This window comes from Flexivirga sp. B27, from assembly GCF_052905685.1.
Genome location: NZ_JBPYUM010000002.1, coordinates 675,552 through 696,056, shown reverse-complemented (window position 1 = coordinate 696,056; position 20,505 = coordinate 675,552). Strand labels below are relative to the sequence as shown.

Genomic DNA, 20,505 nt, shown 5'->3' with positions numbered 1-20,505 from the left:
CACGGCGAAATCCGCGGTCCTCTCGACGCATCGGGGGCCTCTCGGTATGAGGGTGTGGTGGGTCAGTCGCCGAGGCGGGTGATCGTCTCGCGCAGGGTGGCAGCGGCGCCGTCGCTGTGCAGCGACTCCAACGCCGCGACGTATGGCGCGATGAACGCCTCCTGCTCCGCGAGGTCCCCGAACAGACTGGGATCGCGGATGAAGGCCAGCCGGTCCTCGCTCTGCCGCGCGGCCGCCGCCATCACCTCCTCCTTGCGGTGATCCACGATGTCGATCGGTTCGCCCTGCTCGTCGACGCCTTCGGCATACCTCGCCCAGGACGCGACGACCAGCGCCGCACGGTCGACCGGACGGCCGGCCGCGAGGTCGTCGCGGATCACCGGGACGAGCCATTTCGGGATCCGGTCGCTGCTCTCCGCGCACAGCCGGGCGAGCGTGTCGCGGATCTCCGGGTTCGCGAAGCGCGCCACCAGCTCGTGCTCGTATGCCGTCAGATCAACGCCCGGCACCTCCGGCAGCGTCGGCTCGCCCTCGTGCTTCATGTAGCCGAGCAGGAACCGCGCGAACTCCTCGTCCTGGGCGACCTCGTGGGCATAGCGGTAACCGGCGAGGTAGCCGAGGTAGCACAGCGCCTGGTGACTGGCGTTCAGCAACCGCAGCTTCATCAACTCGTAGGGCATCACATCCGGCACGACCTGCACGCCGGCACCCTCCAAAGGCGGTCTGCCCGTGGGGAAGTGGTCCTCCAGCACCCACTGGGTGAACGGTTCGGTGACCACCGGCCAGCCGTCGTCGATGCCGAACTCGTCGGCCAGCCGCTGGATGTCCTCCTGCGTCGTCACCGGGGTGATCCGGTCGACCATGCAGTTGGGGAACGCCACGTTGGCGTCGATCCAGTCACCGAGCTCACGATCCTTCAGCCGCGCGAAAGAGGTGATCGTGCCGCGTGCCACGTCGCCGTTGCCGGGCAGGTTGTCGCACGTCATCACCGTGAACGGTGGGACGCCCGCTGCCCGCCGACGCCGCAACGCCTCCACGATGAAGCCGAAAGCCGTTGTCGGCACGGCGTTCTCGGCCAAGTCCGGCTGGATCGACGGATGTGTCGGGTCGAACTCACCGGTCACCTGATCCACCAGATAACTGCCTTCGGTGATCGTCAGGGACACGATGCGGGTGGCGGCATCACTCATCACCTCCAGCACGGCCTCCGGCTCGCTGGGTGCGTGCAGCAGCCGCTTGATCGACCCGATGACCCGCGGCTCCAGGTGCCCGTCCGGATGCTTGACCACCAGTGTGTAGAGGCCGTCCTGGGCGTTCAGGACCTCCACGATCCGGTCGTCCTTGGGCAGCACCCCGACACCGGTGAACGCCCAGTCGCCCGCGGCACCCTCGGCGAGGAGACGGTCGACATACATCGCCTGGTGCGCGCGATGGAAGCCGCCGACGCCGAGGTGGACGATGCCGGGCGTGACCACCGAGCGGTCGTATGTCGGCACGGCCACCCGTGGATCCAGCGAATCAACAGTGTTTGCAGATAGTTTCGTCGGCATTTCAGTCACCGCACAGCTCCCATCGACAGACCTTGCACCAGCTTGTCCTGCGCCGCGAAACCGGCAGCGAGGACCGGCAGGGACACAACGAACGATGCCGCACAGACCTGTGCGAGGAACAGGCCCTGACTGGTCACGAATCCGGTGAGGAACACCGGCGCCGTCTCCGCGCGGGTGCCGGTGAGCACCCGGGCGAAGAGCAACTCGTTCCAGCTGAAGATGAAGCAGATCAGTGCTGCGGAGGCAATGCCGGGCATCACGACCGGCGCGATGATCTCGCGCAACGTCCGCACCAGACCGGCCCCGTCCACCTGCGCCGCTTCGAGCATCTCGGCCGGGATCTCGGCGAGGAAGGAGCGCAGCATCCAGACGGCGATCGGCAGGTTCATCGCGGTGTAGAGGATGACCAGCAGCCAGATGTTGTCCAGGAAGTGCACCTTCTCAGCGAACAGATAGACCGGCAACAGCGCTGCCACGACCGGCATGAACTTGGTCGACAGGAAGAAGAACAGCACGTCGCTCCAGCGCTTCACCGGACGGATCGACAGTGCGTATGCCGCCGGCAGTGCCAGGACCAGCACCAGGATCGTGCTGATGACGCTGGCCGTCAGCGAGTTGAGGATCGGCGGCCACGGGTTGCTGCCGAAGAACGACCGGTAGCCCTCGACGCTGAACGCCGACAACACTTTCGGCGGGTTGGCCGCCGCGTCGGTCTCGGAGTGGAAGGACGTCCAGATCATCCAGACGACCGGGAAGACGAACAGCACGGAGATGATCCAGGTCGCCCCGGTCAACAGCACTCCGGAGCGCTTCTTGCTTCCTGCGACCTGCAACTGCGGGCCGGCCTGCGCTGCCTTGACGGTAGTCATTAGCGGGTCTCCTCACGGAAGAGGCTGAGCACGGTGCGCAACGCGAACGTCGCGATGATGATCGAGCCGAGCACCACGACCACGCCGGCTGCCGACGCAGTGCCGTAATCGTGTGCGGAATAGAAGGTTTGGTAGATGTAGTACGGCAGGTTGGCGGTGCCGAGCCCACCGGAGGTGATGGTGAAGACGGCGTCGAAGTTCTGCACGATGTAGATCGCGCCCAGTAGCCCGGCCAGCTCGATGTACTGCCGCAGGTGCGGCAGCGTCATGTTGGTGAAGATCTGCCAGTTGGACGCCCCGTCGATCTTCGCCGCCTCGACCACGTCCATCGGACGGCTCTGCAGGCCGGCGAGCAGGATCAACATCATGAACGGCGTCCACTGCCAGACCAGCGACACGATGATCGCGATCAGTGGATGATTGCTGATCCAGTCCGGTTGTGGTGCGTTGTCGCCGAGGACGAACTTGAGAACGCCGTTGAAGAGGCCGTACTGCGCGTTGTAGAGCGCGTGCTTCCACAGCAGCGCCGCCGCGACAGGCACGATCAGGAACGGCGTGATCATCAGCGTGCGCGCCACGCTGCGACCGCGGAACTTGCGATCCAGCAACAGTGCGATCGCCAGTCCGATCACCAGACTGACCAGGACGACGCCGACGGTCAGCGCGATCGTGACGAGGATCGCCTGGCGTGCGTTGACGTCGGTGAGCACCGTCTTGAAGTTGTCGACGCCGGCGAAGCCGCGGTCGTCCGGGTAGTAGGCGTTCCAGTTCATGAACGAGATCACGAGAGTCGCCAGGAACGGGATCTGCGTGACGATGATCATGAAGATCAGCGCCGGCATCAGGGGTGCGCGGCGCGCCCAGCCACCGGCCTTCACCAGCGCCGAATTGCTCTGTGCGACAGCGGGTTCCGCTGTCATTGTGTCCTGCGCCATGGCTCAGTCACCCTCCCGCTTGCGGTACTGCTTGGCGACGTCGTCGGCCAGGTCCTGGCCACGACTCAGCGCACTGTCGACCGACTTCTTGCCGGCGATGGCGGAGCTGATGTCCTGGCTCACCTGCGTGCCCAGGTTGGTGAACTCGGGTATGTCGACGAACTGCACGCCGCCGACCGGCCGCGGTTGCACACCGGGGTTGTTCGGATCGACTGCGTTCAACGCGTCCAGTGTCGGTTTCGCGAACGCCTTGGCCTGTGCGACGTACTTCGGGTTGGAGTAGAGGGATGTCCGGTCACCCGACGGCACCCGGGTCCAGCCGAGCTTCTCGCCGACGAGGTTCTGGTATTCCTTGCTGCTGGCCCAGGAGATGAACTTCCAGGCCGCGTCCTTCTTGGTGCTGGCCTGCTCGACCGCCCACGCCCAGGTGTAGAGCCACCCGGAGGACTTGGTCTTGACGACCGGTGCGGGCGCGTAGCCGATCTTGCCCTTCACCGGTGAGCCCTTCGCCTCCAGTGAACCCGCGGCCGAGGTCGCGTCGTACCACATGGCGGAGCTGCCCTGCGTCAGGTCGTTGAGGCACTCGGTGAACCCGGCCTGCGCCGCGCCCTTCTCACCATGTTTGCGCACCAGATTGACGTAGAAGTTGGTGGCTTCCTTGAAGCCCTTGTCATCCACCTTGGCGTTCCAGTCCTTGTCGAACCAGGTGCCGCCGAAGGTGTTGACGACTGTCGTGAGCGGTGCGATCACCTGTCCCCAGCCGGGCTGGCCGCGCAGGCAGATGCCGGACATGCCGGGTTTGGCGCCGTCGACCTTCGCTGCGATGTCGGCCACCTGCTGCCACGTCGGATGCGCCGGCATTTTGATGCCCTTCTTGGCGAGCACGTCCTTGCGGTACATCAGGAACGACGACTCGCCGTAGAACGGCTCGGCATAGACCTCGCCGTCCACGGTCAACGCCTTGCGCATCGCGGGCAGGATGTCCTGCTGGTCGAACTTCTTGTCCTTGGCGATGTATGACGACAACGGCGCGACCCACCCGGTCTTGGCGTAGATCGGGATCTCGAAGTTCGACAACGTCGCGACGTCGTACTGACCGGCCTGCGCCGAGAACTCCTGGCTCGCCTTGTCGCGCAGGTCGTCCTCGGGCAACACGGTGTAGTTGACCTTGATGCCGGTCTTCTTGGTGAAGTACTTGTCGGTGAGCTTCTGCAGATCGATCATCTGCGGGTTGTTCACCATCAGCACGTTGATGGTGTGGCTTCCTCCGCCACCACCTCCGCCGCCCCATCCGGCAGCGGCGCCGCAACCTGTCAGCGTGCCCATCGCAACGGCCCCGGCAGCGACGACGGCGATCCGTCTCCTGCGAGCAGTCATGCGTCCTCCTGTTTTGCTCAAACGAGCGCTTCGGTGCGCAGATGAGTAGTAGTGTGACACAGTCCACACAGGTTGTGGGGCAGATTCAGGAGGGATCAGATGAGAAAGTTCGTGCGATGAGCGGGACACCGGGCAGCGACGGAGCCGAGCGCGAGCGAGAGTTGCTGGCGTCGGTCGCCCGCCGCTTCTATCTGCAGGACGAGTCCAAGGTCGACATCGGCAAGGAGTTGGGCCTGTCCCGATTCAAGGTCGCGCGCCTGCTCGAAGCAGCGCGCGCGAAGGGGATCGTGCGGATCGAGATCGTGGGCGAACCGAGTGTGGATTACGTTCTCTCCGAACGCCTTTCGACATTCCTCGGCGTTGACAGCGTCCTGGTGTTGCGCACTCACGACGGTCAGTCGATGGCCGAGACCCGGCGCGACCTGGGCGCGGTCGCCGCGGCGGAGCTGACGCGGATGCTGACCCCCGACGACGTGCTCGGCCTGCCGTGGTCGCGCAGCGTCGCCGCCACTGTCGGCGCCCTGCGCACCCTGCCGCCGGTGCCCATTGTGCAGCTGTGCGGCGCGCTGGCGATCCCCGACCTGCACTCACCGGTCGATCTGGTGCGGTCGGCCGCGAACCTCAGCGGCGGCACCGCGCACCACTTCTATGCACCGCTGGTGGCCGCCGACGCGGACAGTGCTCGGATGCTGCGCCGCCAACCGGGAGTGAGTGAGGCCAACTCGCACATCGCACAGGTGACGGTCGCCGTCGTCGGCATCGGCGGCTGGGCGCAGGAGGAGTCGACGCTCTTCGACCTGGCCACCCGCAGTGAGCGCAGCGCGATGCACAAGGCTGGAGCGATCGGCGAGATCTGCGGTGTCTTCATCGACTCCGCCGGCCGCTGCGTCGAGGGCGGGCTGGCTGATCGCATCATCACCCTGTCCGATGAGCAGCTCACCGACATACCGACCGTCATCGGCCTGGTCAGCGGAGCAGCGCGCGCACCGGTCGTCCGGGCGGCGATCGCCGGCAAGAAGGTCAACCGGCTGATCGTGGACACACCGCTTGCTCTCGAACTGTTGCGATAGGTCTATCGTTACCAGGCGTGGCACAACACTTTGACGTCGTCGTCCTCGGTGCAGGCCCCGGTGGGTATGTCGCAGCGATCCGCGCGAGCCAACTCGGCCTCAAGACCGCCATCATCGAGAAGCAGTATTGGGGCGGTGTGTGTCTCAACGTGGGGTGCATCCCCTCCAAGGCGCTGCTGCGCAATGCGGAGATCTCGCACATCCTGACCAAGGAGGCCAAGACCTACGGCATCTCCGGTGAGGTGTCGATGGACTTCGGCGCGGCATGGAAGCGCAGCCGCGGCGTGGCGGACGCCAGCGCCAAGGGCGTGCACTACCTGATGAAGAAGAACAAGATCACCGAGCTCGAGGGCGTCGGCACCTTCACCGACGCACACACCATCCAGGTGCAGCTGACCTCCGGTGAGAGCGAGACGGTCACTGCGGACAACGTCATCATCGCGACCGGTGCGACCACTCGGCTGGTGCCGGGCACGAAGCTGTCCGACAACGTCGTGACCTACGAGGAGCAGATCCTCACCGAGCAGCTCCCGAAGTCGATCGTGATCGCCGGCTCGGGCGCCATCGGCGTCGAATTCGCTTACGTCCTGGCCAATTACGGCGTCGACGTGACGATCGTGGAGTTCCTGGACCGCATGGTCCCGACCGAGGACGCCGATGTGTCCAAGGAGCTGCTGCGGCACTACAAGAAGCTCGGCGTCAAGGTCATGCTCTCGACCAAGGTCGAGCAGATCGAGGACTCCGGGTCCGGCCCGGTCAAGGTCACCGTCTCCCCCGCCGCGGGCGGCGAGTCCACTGTGCTGGAGACCGAAAAGGTGCTGCAGGCGATCGGCTTCGCCCCCCGCCTGGACGGCTACGGCCTGGAGGCGACCGGCGTCGCCACGACCGACCGCGGCGCGATCGCCGTCGACGAGCGCGGCCGCACCAACGTCGATGGCGTCTACGCCATCGGTGACGTCACCGGCAAGCTGATGCTCGCGCACACTGCCGAGGCGATGGGCGTAGTTGCCGCCGAGACGATCGGCGGTGCCGAGACCATCGAGATCGACTTCGACATGATCCCGCGGGCGACGTTCTGCCAGCCGCAGATCGCGTCCTTCGGCTACTCCGAGCAGCAGGCCAAGGACAAGGGGTATGACGTCAAGACTGCGTCGTTCCCCTTCTCGGCCAACGGCAAGGCCCGCGGTATGGCTGAGACGGCCGGCTTCGTGAAGATCGTGGCCGACGCCGAGCACAACGAGATCATCGGCGGGCACCTCATCGGGCCCGAGGTCACCGAGTTGCTACCCGCGCTGACGCTGGCCCAGAAGTGGGACCTGACTGCGGACGAGGTCGCCCGCAACGTCTTCGCACACCCGACGTTGTCCGAGGCGATGAAGGAAGCCGTCGAAGGCATCGCCGGCCACATGATCAACCTCTGACCCGTCTCCCCCGAGAGGACCCTCTTTCATCGAGCGGACCGGCGATTCCGGCCCATTCAGGCTCGAATCGCCGGTCCGCTCGATCGTCCGCGGTCCTCTGGGCGCTGGGTCATTGGCGCTTCGGGCGCTGCGTGCGCTTCCTGGCCGGCCCCGCTGACTTCACCGAGTCGGAATTGCGTGCCTCGACGCCTGCGATCAGCAGATCGACCCCGAACCCGAAGCGCTGCTCACTGTCCCCGAGCATCATCACGTCCAGGTTGGCTGTGATCGCCGGATAGCGGTCGGCCGGCAGTTTCTGGAAATATTCGCGGATCTGCGCGACCCATTCCGTCCCGGCCTGCTCGGCGGCCTCGGCGTCATACGCGTTGAACCGCTCGCGCAGCAGATGCCCCTCCAGCGCATCTGCGCCGATGTAGAGAGCGAGCCTGTCGAACAGCCAGGTCGCGTCCTGCGGTGAGACTCCCTGACCGATCATGGCCGCCAGCATCGCCTCGACACCATCCAGGGCGCGCTGGCCCGTGGGAATGTCGGCGAAGCTCAGCTTCGCCAGATCACGGTGCCGCCGCAGCAATTGATACATCCCCCAGGCAAATTGACGCAGCATGTCCTGCCATGGCTGATCCGGATCCGGATTTTCCACCTCCGTCAGCGCGAGCTCGTAGGTTGCCGACAGCAACTCGTCCTTGCCGGAGACGTACGCATAGAGGCTGGCCGGCCCGGTGCCGAGCTCGGTTGCGACCCGCCGCATGCTCACCGCGTCGACGCCCTCCGCGTCGATGATCTCCAGCGCCTTGGCCACGATCGTTTCCCGGCTGAGCGCCGCCCGGGCCGACCTCGCGGGACGCTTGCGGGTCTGTCGCCACGGGGCGATCGGCCACTCGTCCGTCGTCATACGAACACTGTACTTGACACGAACATCGTTCGCGCGTAGAACAGTGTTCGCCCATTCACGAACGCTGTTCGTTCACGCACTCTCGAAAGGGTGGTGGCTCATGACCGTGCAAGCTGCCTCACCGGGGACAACCGATCAACAGCCACCGGCCTATCGGTGGCGATGGATCGCACTTCTCGTCGTCCTGGCCGCGGAGGTCATGGATCTGCTGGATTCGCTGGTCACCAGCATTGCCGGGCCGACCATCACACGGGATCTCGGCGGTGGCGGCGAGACCATTCAGTGGCTGTCGGCCGGCTACACCCTCGCGATGGCCGCGGGACTGCTCTTCGGCGGTCGGCTCGGCGACATGTTCGGCCGCAAGCGGATGTTCCTCATCGGGATGGCCGGCTTCACCTTCTTCTCGCTGCTCTGCGCGGCTGCCCAGGATCCCACGATGCTCATCGGCTTCCGCGTGCTGCAGGGACTGCTGGGCGCGACCTTGCTGCCGCAGGGCCTCGGCATCATCAACGAGATGTTCCCGCCGGAGGAACGCACCAAGGCGTTCGGTGCGTTCGGGCCGATCATGGGGATCGGTGCCGTCGGGGGTCCGATCCTTGCCGGCTGGCTCATCGACGCCGATCTGCTCGGGCTCGGCTGGCGGGCGATCTTCGCGATCAACATCCCGATCGGCATCGTCGGCCTCATCGGTGCGATGCGCTACCTACCCACGAACCGGCCGGACCGCACCCTGCGGCTGGACGTGCCAGGTGTGCTGCTCGCCGGAGCCGGAATGTTCCTGCTCGTCTATCCCCTGGTCCAGGGACGCGAACACGACTGGCCCATCTGGTGTTTCGTCATGATTGCTGCCGGGCTCGCCGCCTTCTGCGGCTTCGGGCTGCTCGAGCGTTCCCGGGACCGCGCACACCGGTCGACGCTCGTCGTGCCGTCGCTGTTCGGCAAGCGAGCCTTCACCGGCGGACTCATCACCGGACTCGCGTTCTTCAGTGCACTGATGGGGTCCTCCCTGGTCTTCACCCTTTACCTGCAACTCGGCCTCGGCTACACGCCGCTGCAGGCAGGCCTGACAACCATCCCCCAGGCGGCGGCGATGATCGTCGGTTTCGGCGTCGGCCAACCGCTCACCGCCAAACTCGGCCGGACCACGATGCACGTCGGATACGTCATCGTGGCCATTGGGCTCGGGGTGCTCATCGGCACCATCGGCTGGTCCGGCGACTCCATCGACGCATGGCGGCTGGCTCCGGCGCTGGCGCTCATCGGTCTCGGCATGGGTATGGCGATGACGCCCTTCTTCGACATCGTCATGAGCGGTGTGGAGGACCACGAGTCCGGCTCCGCCTCCGGATCCATGACAGCGGTGCAACAGATCGGCAGCTCACTCGGCGTGGCAGTCCTGGGCACCGTCTTCTTCGGCCAGGTGGACGATCGGTCCCGGTCCGCCCTGGGCATCTTCGGGCACGCGACGCAGGTGACCAGCTGGGTGGCCATCGCGGCGATTGCCGTGGCCTTTCTCCTGACGTTCCTGTTGCCGAAGCGAGCCAGGGAAGACCTCCCGGCCGCCCACTGAATTTCGTACGCCGATCCACCCGCTCCTTCGCCGAGAGGCCCCTCGATCACCGACCGGACCGGCAATTCGGGACGAAATTCGGCCCCATCGGCGGTCCCCTGGACCATCGGGGGTCCTCTCGGTGTGGAGGGAAGTCAGCGGTCGGCGGTGCGGATCGAGAAGGCGAGTCCGTCGATGCGGGCCCGCGTCTCGCCGTCGGTGGCGATATGCTCGCCGACCCGTCGGGCGAGAGCCTGCAGCTCCTGTTGGGTGAGCCCGGGCTGCACGGACAGCACGACCCGCAACTCCCCCGGTGCGGCACCAGCCTCGCACTGCGCGTCAGCGACATCCGGCTCGTCCTGAACGGCCTTCGAAACGCCTTGCCGCACATGCTCGTCCAGGTGCGGCGGCCGCCAGGCCTGGCGCTGGGCGATCGCCCAGACCATGCTCGGACGCAGCACCAGCGAGCGGGTGGCGACGTCGAGCACCATCACGTCGCAGCGCTCGGCGATGGCCGCCTGCGCCGCGACGTCGGCGCGCACGGGGGACGGCCTGGCCTCCGCGTCCCACGCGGCCAGCGCAGCGGTGTCGGTGAAAACCGGCAGCGCGCGTTCGCCGGACGGGGCGGTGAGGGTCACGACCGCCATGTCGGTCGACTTCTCCACCGCCAACTCGCCGGACTCGTCGACCTCCGTCGGCGCGGCGACGATCGGCACCAACAGCCGAGCCTGTGCCAACGCGGTCATCAGCTGCTCCTCGTCAGCCGGGTCGCGCAGGGCCGTCTCCAGCGCCGCGTCGACGGACCCGTCGTCGTTGTCGAAGCCTGTCCCGGACAGCGACCGGCCAGAGAAGGACTGCCCCGCTGAGTCAGCCGGATTGTCGGCCGGGCCGCCCGTGGGACCGGTGGTCACTGTCCCTGCTCCGGTCGTCCGGCGAGGTCGAGCGCCTCTCCGAGCTCGAATGCCCCCTTGTAGAGCGCAGATCCAACGATCGCACCCTCGACCCCGACCGGCACGAGCTCACGCAATGCTCGTATGTCGTCGAGCGTCGACACTCCACCGGACGCGACGATCGGACGATCGGTCCGCGCGCAAACGTCCTGCAACAAGGCGATATTCGGACCTTGCAGCATGCCGTCCTTGGCGACGTCGGTGACGACATACCGCGCGCAACCTTCGCGGTCGAGTCGCTCGAGGGTCTCCCAGAGGTCACCGCCCTCCTGCGTCCAGCCGCGTGCGGCCAGCGTCGTGCCGCGCACGTCCAGGCCGACGGCGATCCGGTCACCGTGCTCCGCGATCGCCCGGGCGGTCCACTCCGGGTCCTCCAGCGCAGCCGTACCGACATTGACCCGCCGGCAACCGGTGGCGAGTGCAGCGGTCAGCGACTCCTCGTCCCGTATGCCGCCGGACAGCTCGACCTTCAGGTCCAGCTTGCCGACGATGCCGGCGAGCAACTCGGCGTTGCTGCCGCGGCCGAACGCAGCGTCCAGGTCGACCAGGTGCAGCCACTCGGCACCGGTGTCCTGCCAGGCCAGCGCGGCCTTGAGCGGGTCGCCGAACTGCCCACCGGTGCCGGCCACTCCCTGCACGAGCTGAACGGCCTGTCCGCCGGCCACATCGACCGCCGGCAGCAACTCCAGCCTCGGCGTCAGGTCAACCATCGAATTCTCCTCGGATTGCGTGCTTCTCACGTATGCGTGGTCTCGATACGGNGAGCTGAACGGCCTGTCCGCCGGCCACATCGACCGCCGGCAGCAACTCCAGCCTCGGCGTCAGGTCAACCATCGAATTCTCCTCGGATTGCGTGCTTCTCACGTATGCGTGGTCTCGATACGGGCTCGGCTAGCGCCTCGCCCTACTCGACCACCTTGGCTTCCGCTCGGCTAGCGCCTCGCCCTACTCGACCACCTTGGCTTCCGCTCGGCTAGCGCCTCGCCCTACTCGACCACCTTGGTTTGTCATCTCGGCCGGCGGCTCGTCCTACTCGACCACCTTGGAATTCTCATCACAGGGTGTGCAGCCAGTTCTCGACGAGGTGCGCGCCTGCGTCCCCGGACTTCTCCGGGTGGAACTGCGTGCCGGCCAGCGTGCCGTCCTCCACCGCTGCGACGAAGGTGCCGCCGTGCTCGGCGGTCGTCACGGCCGGATCGCCGCCGGCGCGACTCTCGAGCAGCCGGCGGGCGGCATACGAGTGAACGAAGTAGAAGCGCTCGTCCTGCACACCCTCCAGCAGCCGCGACCCGGCGGCGGCACCGACTCGCGACCAGCCCATGTGCGGCACGACGGGCGCCTCGAGTCGTTCGACGACACCGCCGAAATATCCCAGCCCGGGCGGGGGCTCGGAGAGCCCGGTGCGTTCGGTCGAACCGTCGAAGAGCACCTGGAAACCGACGCACACCCCGAGGACCGGCAACGCAAGTCGCATCCGGTCGGCGATGATCTCGGCACCGCCTGCGCTGCGCAGCCCGGCCACACACGCGTGGAACGCCCCGACCCCGGGCACGTAGAGCCCGTCCGCCCGCACTGCCGCCTGCCGGTCGGCGGTCAGCGCGACGTCGGCGCCGACCCGCTCGAGCATGCGCACGACCGAGCGGACATTGCCGCTGCCGTAGTCGAGCACGACCACCTGCTTGCTCACAACTGCTCCAACTCGGTGCGAATCTCTTTGTCTTCCTTGGTGACTCGCGAGAAGCGCTCCACGGCCTTCGTTGCCGGCTCGACGAGTGCCGCACCCTCGGCATCCTTGACTTTGCCGCTCAGCAACCGCTCCCCCGGCAACGCCAATGCGCCCATCAGATCAGCCAGCACGTCGTCGAGCACGGCGGTCCGGTCGGACAGGATCTCGCGCAACGAGCGCACCGACTCGGGCACGACACCCGCAGCCATTGCCATGTCTCCCGGTCGGGCGAGCGGCAACCCGGGGAGCCCGAAGACACCGTCGCCGCGCTCCCAGACCAACCACCGGGTCATCGCCCGCCAACCGCGCGGATGCACCACGATCACACCGCGCTCGTCCAGCCGGAAGAAGCCGATCGCCGCACGCATCCGGCTCGGGACACGTCGCGCGAGCAACATCCGCGTCGCGTCGTCATACGGGCTGCTCGCCTGTGCCGGGCCACCGGGCACGACCGCGGTCCAGCCGGCCAGCGGCACGACGTATGACGGCACGACACCCTGACGCAGCCACGCGGTGGTGGTCTTGACGTCTCCGTGCAGCAGAAGCAGTCCCGAACTCCGCGATGAGCCACGAGGCATGCGGTCTACAGCGCTCCCTTCGCACTCGGGATGCCCACGACGCGCGGGTCGGGGGCGATCGCGGCGCGCAGCGCTCGTGCGACGGCCTTGAACTGCGCCTCGACGATGTGGTGCGGATCGCGACCCGCCAGCAGTCGCACGTGCAGCGCGATGGCGGCGTGGTGTCCGAAGCTCTCCAGGACGTGTTGGGTCAGCGAGCCGGTGTAGGTCCCACCGATCATCGCGTAGATCTGGCCCTCCGGCTCGCCGGTGTGCACGACGTAGGGGCGCCCCGAGACATCCACGACCGCGTGGGCGAGTGCTTCGTCCAACGGCACTGTGGCGTCACCGAATCGGGAGATCCCACTCTTGTCGCCGAGCGCCTCACGAACCGCCTGCCCGAGGACGATCGCGGTGTCCTCGACGGTGTGGTGCGCGTCGACGTCGATGTCACCGGTCGCCCTGACCCGCAGATCGATGAGGCTGTGCTTGGCGAAGCTCTCCAGCATGTGGTCGTAGAAGCGGACGCCGGTCGACACCTCGCTCTCGCCGGTGCCGTCCAGGTCGACCGACAGGTCGACCTGGCTCTCCTTGGTCGCTCGCTCGATGTGGGCTGTGCGGACCACCCCACGAAGTTCTCCGCTCGTCCCTCGCTCCGATACTTCGCGGGGACCCCGGTCGTTCGTACGGTCACTCATCAGTCTTCTCCTCGGGTCACTGCACTCAATGCGTGCAGCACGGCGTCGTTCTCGGCGGGCGTGCCGGCGGTGATGCGTAGGTGGTGCGGTATGCCGACGTCGCGGACCAGCACACCGCGGTCGAGCAGCGCCTGCCAGGTGGCGGCGGCGTCCGCGAATCCTCCGACGAGCACGAAGTTGGCATCGCTCGGCACCGGGTGCAGACCGAGGTCGAGACAGCCGGCCACCAGGGCGTCGCGGGTGGTCTTGATCTGCTCGACCATCGCCAGCATCGGCTCGGTGTGCTCCAACGCCGCACACGCGACGGCCTGGGTGACGGACGACAGGTGGTAGGGCAGTCGCACCAGCCGCAACAGGTCGGTGAATTCCGTTGCTGCAGCGAGATATCCGAGCCGGGCACCGGCGAACGCGAATGCCTTGGACATCGTCCGGCTGACCACGAGCCGCTCGCGCCCGGGCAGCAGCGACACCGCACTCGGTGTGCCCGGACGGGAGAACTCGGTGTAGGCCTCGTCGACCACGACGATCGCGCGATCCGTGGCGTCATACACGCGCTTGACGACGTCGAGGTCCAGCGCGGTGCCCGTCGGGTTGTTGGGCGAGCACAGGAAGACCAGCTCGGGGTCGTGCTCCTGTGTCTGCGCCACGGCCAGGTCACCGTCGAGGTCGAACTGCTCCGGGTCCGCGTCGCGCAACCCGTCGACCCAGGTGGTGCCGTTGCGTCCGCTGATCAACGGGTGCATGGAGTACGACGGGGTGAAACCGAGCGCGGTCCGCCCCGCTCCCCCGAACGCCTGCACGATGTGCTGCAGGACCTCGTTGGAGCCGTTGGCGGCCCAGACCTGCTCCGCGGACACGGGCTCGCCGGTCGTGCGTTGCAGGTATGCCGCCAAAAGCTCTCGCAACCGGACGAATTCGCGGTCCGGGTAGCGGTTGAGCGATGCGGCTGCCCGGGTGACGTCGCGCGTGATCTGGTCGACCACGACCTGCGGCACGGGGTAGGACGACTCGTTGGTGTTGACCGCGACCGGCACGTCGAGCTGGGGCGCGCCATACGGTGACTGGCCGCGCAGCTCCGGGCGGACCAGGCTCTGCAGAGTGCTCATCGTGGTTCGTCAAATCGTGCCGTGACGGCGGCGCCGTGCGCGGGCAGGTCTTCGGCCGTGGCCAGGGTGACGACCGTGTCGGCGACCTCGGCGAGCGCGTCACGGGAGTAGTCGACCACGTGGATGCCGCGCAGGAAGGACTGCACGGACAGGCCGCCGGAGTGGCATGCGCAGCCCCCGGTCGGCAGCACGTGGTTGGAGCCGGCGGCGTAGTCGCCGAGACTCACTGGTGCGTAGTCACCGACGAATATGGCGCCGGCATTACGGATCCGCGCCGCGACCGCCGAGGCGTCACGAGTCTGGATCTCCAGGTGCTCGGCGGCGTAGGCGTCGACGACTCGGATGCCCTCGTCGAGCCCGTCGACCAGGACGATGCCCGACTGCGGCCCGCCGAGCGCGACGCGCACCCGCTCCACGTGCTTGGTTGCGGCGACACGGGTCTCCAGTGCCTGCTCGACCTTGGTCGCGAGCGCCTCGCTGTCGGTGACCAGCACCGACGCGGCGAGCTCGTCGTGCTCGGCCTGACTGATCAGGTCGGCTGCGACCAGCTCGGGGTCGGCGGTCTCGTCGGCCAGGATCGCGATCTCGGTCGGACCCGCCTCGGCGTCGATCCCGATGGTGCCCATCAGCAGCCGCTTGGCCGCTGCGACATAGACGTTGCCCGGCCCGGTCACCAGATTGACCGGCTCGCAGACGGTTGTCCCGGAGTCGTCCGCGGCGCCATACGCGAACATCGCGATGGCCTGTGCGCCGCCGACGGCAAAGACCTCGTCGACCCCGAGCAAGCCGCACGCGGCGAGGATGGTCGGGTCCGGATAGCCCACGAACACACCGGTGTTGGACCGCTGCGGCGGACTGGCGACGGCCAGCGACCCGACGCCCGCGATCTGTGCCGGGACGACGTTCATGACGACGCTGCTGGGGTAGACGGCCTGCCCGCCGGGGACATAGAGGCCGACGCGCTCGACCGGCACGTGCCGCTCGGTCACGGTGCCGCCGGGCGCGACCTGGGTCACCACGTCGGTGCGGCGTTGGGCCTCGTGCACGATGCGGGCACGACGGATCGACTCGCCGAGCGCGTCGCGAAGTGCGGGGTCCAGCTGGTAGACCGCGGCCTGGATGACGTCGGCCGGCACCCGCAGCGCGGGAGGCCGCACACCGTCGAACTTCTCGTCCAGGTCCAGCACCGCCTGCACGCCGCCGGCATGGACCTCGTCGCAGATCGGACGCACGATGTCGAGTGCGGCTTCCACGTCGAGTTCGGCTCGGGGCAGCGTGCGGCGCAGGGCGGCGGTGTCCAGATCGGACAGGGCAGCACCACGCAGCTCAAGGCGGTTGATCACGGGCGTGATTCTAGTTCGCGGGGTTGGCGGTCCCCGAAGACGTCCGATCCCCGGAATGACGGCGCTGCGTCACCGTGTCGGGTCCGTGTCGTGGTCGTCGCCGGGCTCGGTGCCGTAGAACTCCCGCTCCACGACTTCCCGGGCCCGCCGCGAGACCTTCAGGTAGCGGTCGGACAGCTCGTGCCCTGCCCCCACCGGTGCTCCCATGATCCGCGCGATGCCGTCGGCGTCGGCGAGCGAGCCGGGCAGCGAGTCGACCGGTCGGCCACGCCAGAGCACGGAGGCATTGCGCAATCGGCTGGCGAGCGCCCAGGACTCGCGAAGTTTGGCTGCATCGCGCACGTCGATCAGGTCGTGCTGCGCCATCACCCGCAACGGCGTGGTCGTGCCGGTGTGTCGCAACTCCGGGATGGCGTGGGCGTGTTGCAGCTGGGCGAGCTGGACGGTCCACTCCACGTCGGACAGTCCGCCGCGGCCCAGCTTGAAGTGGGTGCGGACGTCGGCGCCGCGCGGCAGTCGCTCGGCCTCCATCCGCGCCTTCAGCAGGCGTATGGCGCGCACCGCCTTGTCGTCGATGCCGCCCTCCGGCCACCGCAACGGGTCGACCAGCTCGGTGAACCGGACGCCCAGCTGCTCGTCGCCGGCGATGGGTGTCGCCCGCAGCAGCGCTTGCGCCTCCCAACCCTCGGACCACCGCTCGTAGTAGGCCGCGTATGACGCGAGGGTGCGCACGATCGGCCCGGACTTGCCCTCCGGGCGCAGGTCGGCGTCGACGACGAGGGCGGGGTCGGGGCCGGAGGCACTGAGCCCTCCGGACAGGAAGGTCACGACGTCCTCGGCCTGGCTCTGCGCGAGCTGCGGGTCGGCGCCGGGCAGCGGATCGTGCACGAACATCACGTCGGCGTCCGAGGCGTAAGCCATCTCACCACCGCCGAGCCGGCCCATGCCGATGATCGTGATGCCGGTGGAGATCGTGGTGTGACTTTCCTTCTCCACGTGCCGGATCGCCAGCTCCAGCGTGCCCTGCAAAGTGGCCGCGGCAAGGTCGGTGAGCGCGGTCTCGACCGCGTCGAGCTCGAGGTTGCCGGTCAGGTCGGCCACGGCGATCCGGATGAGTTCGGTGCGGCGGGCGGAGCGGATCGCCAGCAGGGCGGCGTCGTCGTCCATCGGCTGACGGTCGACCGCCGCACGCATCACGGTGATCAACTGGTCGCAGGTCAGCGGTCGCAACGCGTTGGTCGACCCGAAGACCCGCACGGCGGACGGGGCGTTCTCCAGCAACTGCCCGACATACCTGCTGCTGGCCAGGGCGCGTGCCAGTGTCTCGGCCGCACGCCCCTCGTCACGCAGCATCTTCAGGAACCAGTGCGTGGTGCCGAGCGCGTCACTCAGCTTGCGGAAGGCCAGCAGCCCCAGGTCGGGGTCGACCTCCTCGGAGAACCACTGCAACATCACCGGCAGCAGCGTGCGTTGTATGGCGGCCCGCCGGGTGACCCCCGCGGTGAGCGCCTCCACGTGCCGCACCGCCCCCTTGGCATCGCGGAAACCCAGCGCCGCGAAGCGATCCTGCGCGCTCTCCGGAGTCAGCCGGGCGTCGTCCCGCGACAGGTTCGCCACGGCGGACAGCAGCGGCCGGTAGAAGATGCGCTCGTGCAGCCGGCGGACCCGCTTGGCCAGCTCCTTCCACCGCTTGACGACGTCGGTCTCCGGATCGGCCTTCAGCCCCATCGACCGACCGAGCACACGCAGCTCCTCGGCGCTGCTCGGGATGAGGTGGGTGCGCCGCATCCTGGCCAACTGGATGCGGTGCTCCAGCACCCGCAGCCACCGGTAGGCCTGATCGAGGTCGTCGGCGTCGACCCGCCCCACGTAGCCGCCGCGGGAAAGCGCGGCCATGGCCGCAAGGGTCCCCCGCTGCCGCAACCGGTCGTCGGTGCGACCGTGCACGAGTTGCAGCAGTTGCATGCTGAACTCGATGTCCCGCAGCCCACCGGGCCCGAGCTTGAGCTGCCGGCCCACCTCCGCCTGCGGCACGTGGTCCTCCACGCGCCGGCGCATCGCCTGCACATCCTCGACGAAGTGGTCACGGTCGGCCACCCGCCAGATCATCGGCCGGATCGCCTCGAGGTATGCCGCCCCGACCTGCTCGTCACCGGCGATCGGCCGCGCCTTGAGCAGCGCTTGGAACTCCCACGTCTTGGCCCAGCGCTCGTAATAGGCGCGGTGCGACTCCACCGTCCGCACCAGCGGCCCTTGCTTGCCCTCGGGTCGAAGCGCCGCGTCGACCTGCCACAACGAGCCCTCCCCGGTCGAGTCGGAGCACGCCCGCATCAGCTCCGTCGCCAGCTTCGTCCCGATCGCCATGGCTTCGGCCTCGTCGACGCCGTCGGCGGGCTCGGCGACGAAGATGACGTCGACGTCGCTGATGTAGTTCAGCTCCAGTCCACCGCACTTGCCCATCCCGATGACGGTCATCCGGCAACGCTCCGCACCCTCGACGGTGTTGGACGCGATCCGCAACGCCGCCTCGACGGCGGCACCCGCGAGCTCGGCGAGCGCCTCGGCGATCACCGGGAACTGCTCCACCGGGTCCTCGGTCAGGTCGACAGCGGCGATCTGCAGCATCTGCCGGAAGTAGGCCACGCGCAGCGCGTCATACGCCTCGATCCCGCTGGCATCGCCGATGCTCTCGGTCAGCAATGCGTAGAGCGCTTCGCGGTCGCGCACCTCGGCTGCCACGACGTCGCGCCAGTGCTCCGGGTGCCGCACCAGGTGGTCGGTCAGCGCAGTCGATGCACCGAGCAGCCGGACCAGCCGGTCCCAGCCGTCTCGGTTATCGACGAAAAGTGTTGCTACCGCGTCATTCTCAGCCTTCGAGAGCACCTCGCCGAGCCGCACCAGCCCGAGCAGGGCGTGGTCCGGTGACGCGGTCTGCGCCAGCGACGCGATGGCCGGCTCGACCTGCTCCGGCGGAAGGCGCAACTCGGCGATCATGCCTTGGGCACGTGCCGCCTCGGTGAACCCGGCGCGCGCCAGAACCGTCCGGGAGACGCCGGGTGAATCGGCGCTCACAACACGCCCAGGTAGCGATCCAGCTCGTACTGCGTGACCTGGTCGCGGTAGGCAGCCCATTCGGCCCGCTTGTTACGCAGGAAGAAGTCAAAGACGTGCTCGCCGAGCGTCTCGGCGACCAGCTCGCTGTGCTCCATCAGGTGGATCGCGTGGTCCAGCGACGCCGGCAGTGGCTCGATCCCCATGGCGCGCAACTCACGGTCGGTGAGCGTCCAGACGTTGTCCTCCGCCTCGGGCGGCAGGTCGTACCCCTCCTCGACACCCTTCATGCCCGCGGCGAGGACGACGGCATACGCGAGGTAGGGGTTGGCGGAGGAGTCGATGGAGCGCACCTCGATGCGCGAGCTCTGCCCCTTGGACGGTTTGTACATCGGCACCCGCACCATCGCGCTGCGGTTGTTGTGCCCCCAGCAGACGTAGGGCGGCGCCTCCGCACCGCTCCAGATGCGCTTGTAGGAGTTGACCCACTGGTTCGTGACGGCACTGATCTCGCCCGCGTGACGCAGGATGCCGGCGATGAATCGCCTTGCCGTTGTTGACAGTTGGTATGGCGCGCCCGCCTCGAAGAAGGCGTTGCGGTCCTCCTCGAAGAGCGACACGTGAGTGTGCATCCCCGACCCGGGCGCGTCGGCCAACGGCTTGGGCATGAAGGACGCGAAGACGCCCTGCTCCAGCGCCACCTCCTTGATGACCGTGCGGAAGGTCATGATGTTGTCCGCGGTCGTCAGCGCGTCGGCATACCGCAGGTCGATCTCGTTCTGGCCGGGGCCAGCCTCGTGATGGGAGAACTCCACCGAGATGCCCATCTGCTCCAGCAGGGTGATCGCCGAGCGGCGGAAGTCGTGCCCGGTGCCGTGCGGCACGTGATCGAAGAAGCCGGAGCTGTCGACCGGCACCGGTGGCATGCCCGGCTTGATGTCCTTCTCGAAGAGGTAGAACTCGATCTCCGGGTGGGTGTAGAACGTCAGTCCCTTGTCGGCAGCCTTGCCCAGCGCCCGCTGCAGCACGTGCCGCGGATCGGCCATGCTCGCCGAGCCGTCCGGCAGCCGTATGTCGCAGAACATCCTTGCCGTGCCTGGGTTTTCGCCTCTCCACGGCAGCACCTGGAAGGTGTCGGCATCGGGCAGCACCAGCATGTCCGACTCGTAGACGCGCGCCAGGCCCTCGATCGAGCTGCCGTCGAAGCCGATCCCCTCGGCGAAGGCGCCGTCCAGCTCGGCCGGGGCGACCGCCACCGATTTCAACGTGCCCAGCACGTCGGTGAACCACAACCGGATGAACCGGATGTCGCGCTCCTCGATCGTCCGGAGGACGTATTCCTGCTGTCGATCCATGTCACCAATCCTGCCCTACCGAGACGAAAGCATGCTGATCGAGTAGTGGAGGAGCG

The 20,505-nt window shown here is 67.7% G+C and carries 17 protein-coding genes; 3 read left to right on the top strand and 14 right to left on the bottom strand.

Annotated features, from left to right (window positions below; translation table 11 throughout):
• Positions 1-62: 62 nt before the first annotated feature.
• From ACSZL9_RS12160 to ACSZL9_RS12145, 4 genes are read right to left on the bottom strand one after another with little or no spacing between them, the layout of a single operon-like run.
• Positions 63-1,550, bottom strand: coding sequence for a mannitol dehydrogenase family protein (locus ACSZL9_RS12160; protein WP_446665754.1), 1,488 nt, complete (start codon positions 1,548-1,550; stop codon positions 63-65).
• A 5-nt stretch (positions 1,551-1,555) separates the two neighbouring features.
• A complete protein-coding gene (locus tag ACSZL9_RS12155; protein ID WP_446665753.1) occupies positions 1,556-2,419 on the bottom strand; it encodes a carbohydrate ABC transporter permease in 864 nt (287 codons plus the stop codon).
• Positions 2,419-3,339: a carbohydrate ABC transporter permease gene (locus ACSZL9_RS12150; protein WP_446665802.1), complete on the bottom strand. Its 921-nt coding sequence runs from the start codon at positions 3,337-3,339 to the stop codon at positions 2,419-2,421. Before ACSZL9_RS12150 ends, ACSZL9_RS12155 begins: the two co-directional genes overlap by 1 nt.
• Before the next feature lie 18 nt (positions 3,340-3,357).
• The gene (locus ACSZL9_RS12145) at positions 3,358-4,731 is read right to left on the bottom strand and encodes an ABC transporter substrate-binding protein (protein ID WP_446665752.1); all 1,374 of its coding nucleotides are present in this window, start codon (positions 4,729-4,731) and stop codon (positions 3,358-3,360) included.
• Positions 4,732-4,847: 116 nt separating this feature from the next.
• On the opposite strand from ACSZL9_RS12145, the gene ACSZL9_RS12140 reads away from it, so the two are divergent.
• Positions 4,848-5,801, top strand: a complete 954-nt coding sequence (locus ACSZL9_RS12140; protein WP_446665751.1) for a sugar-binding transcriptional regulator — start codon at positions 4,848-4,850, stop codon at positions 5,799-5,801.
• A gap of 17 nt (positions 5,802-5,818) precedes the next feature.
• Complete coding sequence (lpdA, locus tag ACSZL9_RS12135) at positions 5,819-7,222, top strand: dihydrolipoyl dehydrogenase (RefSeq protein WP_446665750.1); 1,404 nt, start codon at positions 5,819-5,821, stop codon at positions 7,220-7,222.
• A gap of 109 nt (positions 7,223-7,331) precedes the next feature.
• Here lpdA and ACSZL9_RS12130 read toward each other — a convergent pair whose 3' ends face one another.
• Positions 7,332-8,114, bottom strand: a complete 783-nt coding sequence (locus tag ACSZL9_RS12130) for a TetR/AcrR family transcriptional regulator C-terminal domain-containing protein (RefSeq protein ID WP_446665749.1) — start codon at positions 8,112-8,114, stop codon at positions 7,332-7,334.
• A 100-nt stretch (positions 8,115-8,214) separates the two neighbouring features.
• On the opposite strand from ACSZL9_RS12130, the gene ACSZL9_RS12125 reads away from it, so the two are divergent.
• Entirely contained in the window at positions 8,215-9,684 is a 1,470-nt protein-coding gene (locus ACSZL9_RS12125; RefSeq protein WP_446665748.1) for an MFS transporter, read from the top strand.
• Positions 9,685-9,818: 134 nt separating this feature from the next.
• Here ACSZL9_RS12125 and ACSZL9_RS12120 read toward each other — a convergent pair whose 3' ends face one another.
• From ACSZL9_RS12120 to ACSZL9_RS12080, 9 genes are all read right to left on the bottom strand, one after another.
• Positions 9,819-10,574 carry an SseB family protein gene (locus tag ACSZL9_RS12120; RefSeq protein WP_446665747.1) on the bottom strand — a complete coding sequence of 252 codons (756 nt, stop codon included), beginning with the start codon at positions 10,572-10,574 and terminating at the stop codon, positions 9,819-9,821.
• Positions 10,571-11,323, bottom strand: coding sequence for a bifunctional 1-(5-phosphoribosyl)-5-((5-phosphoribosylamino)methylideneamino)imidazole-4-carboxamide isomerase/phosphoribosylanthranilate isomerase PriA (priA, locus tag ACSZL9_RS12115; RefSeq protein ID WP_446665746.1), 753 nt, complete (start codon positions 11,321-11,323; stop codon positions 10,571-10,573). The genes ACSZL9_RS12120 and priA overlap by 4 nt, the downstream gene beginning before the upstream one ends.
• Before the next feature lie 344 nt (positions 11,324-11,667).
• On the bottom strand, positions 11,668-12,300 hold the full coding sequence (hisH, locus tag ACSZL9_RS12110) for an imidazole glycerol phosphate synthase subunit HisH (protein WP_446665745.1): 633 nt from the start codon (positions 12,298-12,300) through the stop codon (positions 11,668-11,670).
• On the bottom strand, positions 12,297-12,917 hold the full coding sequence (locus tag ACSZL9_RS12105; protein WP_446665744.1) for a hypothetical protein: 621 nt from the start codon (positions 12,915-12,917) through the stop codon (positions 12,297-12,299). The genes hisH and ACSZL9_RS12105 overlap by 4 nt, the downstream gene beginning before the upstream one ends.
• A 5-nt stretch (positions 12,918-12,922) precedes the next feature.
• Positions 12,923-13,522, bottom strand: coding sequence for an imidazoleglycerol-phosphate dehydratase HisB (gene hisB / locus ACSZL9_RS12100; RefSeq protein ID WP_446665743.1), 600 nt, complete (start codon positions 13,520-13,522; stop codon positions 12,923-12,925).
• Positions 13,523-13,593: 71 nt separating this feature from the next.
• Positions 13,594-14,700 carry a histidinol-phosphate transaminase gene (locus ACSZL9_RS12095; RefSeq protein WP_446665742.1) on the bottom strand — a complete coding sequence of 369 codons (1,107 nt, stop codon included), beginning with the start codon at positions 14,698-14,700 and terminating at the stop codon, positions 13,594-13,596.
• Positions 14,697-16,043: a histidinol dehydrogenase gene (hisD, locus tag ACSZL9_RS12090; RefSeq protein ID WP_446665741.1), complete on the bottom strand. Its 1,347-nt coding sequence runs from the start codon at positions 16,041-16,043 to the stop codon at positions 14,697-14,699. The genes ACSZL9_RS12095 and hisD overlap by 4 nt, the downstream gene beginning before the upstream one ends.
• Positions 16,044-16,112: 69 nt before the next feature.
• A complete protein-coding gene (locus ACSZL9_RS12085) occupies positions 16,113-19,115 on the bottom strand; it encodes a bifunctional [glutamine synthetase] adenylyltransferase/[glutamine synthetase]-adenylyl-L-tyrosine phosphorylase (RefSeq protein WP_446665740.1) in 3,003 nt (1,000 codons plus the stop codon).
• Positions 19,112-20,449: a glutamine synthetase family protein gene (locus ACSZL9_RS12080; protein WP_446665739.1), complete on the bottom strand. Its 1,338-nt coding sequence runs from the start codon at positions 20,447-20,449 to the stop codon at positions 19,112-19,114. Before ACSZL9_RS12080 ends, ACSZL9_RS12085 begins: the two co-directional genes overlap by 4 nt.
• Between the last annotated feature and the right edge of the window lie 56 nt (positions 20,450-20,505).

Bases quoted from the DNA above. Each gene is read 5' to 3' on its own strand.
- ACSZL9_RS12160 (WP_446665754.1), bottom strand. From the start codon at position 1,550: ATGCCGACGAAACTATCTGCAAACACTGTTGATTCGCTGGATCCACGG.
- ACSZL9_RS12155 (WP_446665753.1), bottom strand. From the start codon at position 2,419: ATGACTACCGTCAAGGCAGCGCAGGCCGGCCCGCAGTTGCAGGTCGCA.
- ACSZL9_RS12150 (WP_446665802.1), bottom strand. From the start codon at position 3,339: ATGACAGCGGAACCCGCTGTCGCACAGAGCAATTCGGCGCTGGTGAAG.
- ACSZL9_RS12145 (WP_446665752.1), bottom strand. From the start codon at position 4,731: ATGACTGCTCGCAGGAGACGGATCGCCGTCGTCGCTGCCGGGGCCGTT.
- ACSZL9_RS12140 (WP_446665751.1), top strand. From the start codon at position 4,848: ATGAGCGGGACACCGGGCAGCGACGGAGCCGAGCGCGAGCGAGAGTTG.
- ACSZL9_RS12130 (WP_446665749.1), bottom strand. From the start codon at position 8,114: ATGACGACGGACGAGTGGCCGATCGCCCCGTGGCGACAGACCCGCAAG.
- ACSZL9_RS12125 (WP_446665748.1), top strand. From the start codon at position 8,215: ATGACCGTGCAAGCTGCCTCACCGGGGACAACCGATCAACAGCCACCG.
- priA (WP_446665746.1), bottom strand. From the start codon at position 11,323: ATGGTTGACCTGACGCCGAGGCTGGAGTTGCTGCCGGCGGTCGATGTG.
- ACSZL9_RS12105 (WP_446665744.1), bottom strand. From the start codon at position 12,917: ATGCCTCGTGGCTCATCGCGGAGTTCGGGACTGCTTCTGCTGCACGGA.
- ACSZL9_RS12095 (WP_446665742.1), bottom strand. From the start codon at position 14,700: ATGAGCACTCTGCAGAGCCTGGTCCGCCCGGAGCTGCGCGGCCAGTCA.
- ACSZL9_RS12080 (WP_446665739.1), bottom strand. From the start codon at position 20,449: ATGGATCGACAGCAGGAATACGTCCTCCGGACGATCGAGGAGCGCGAC.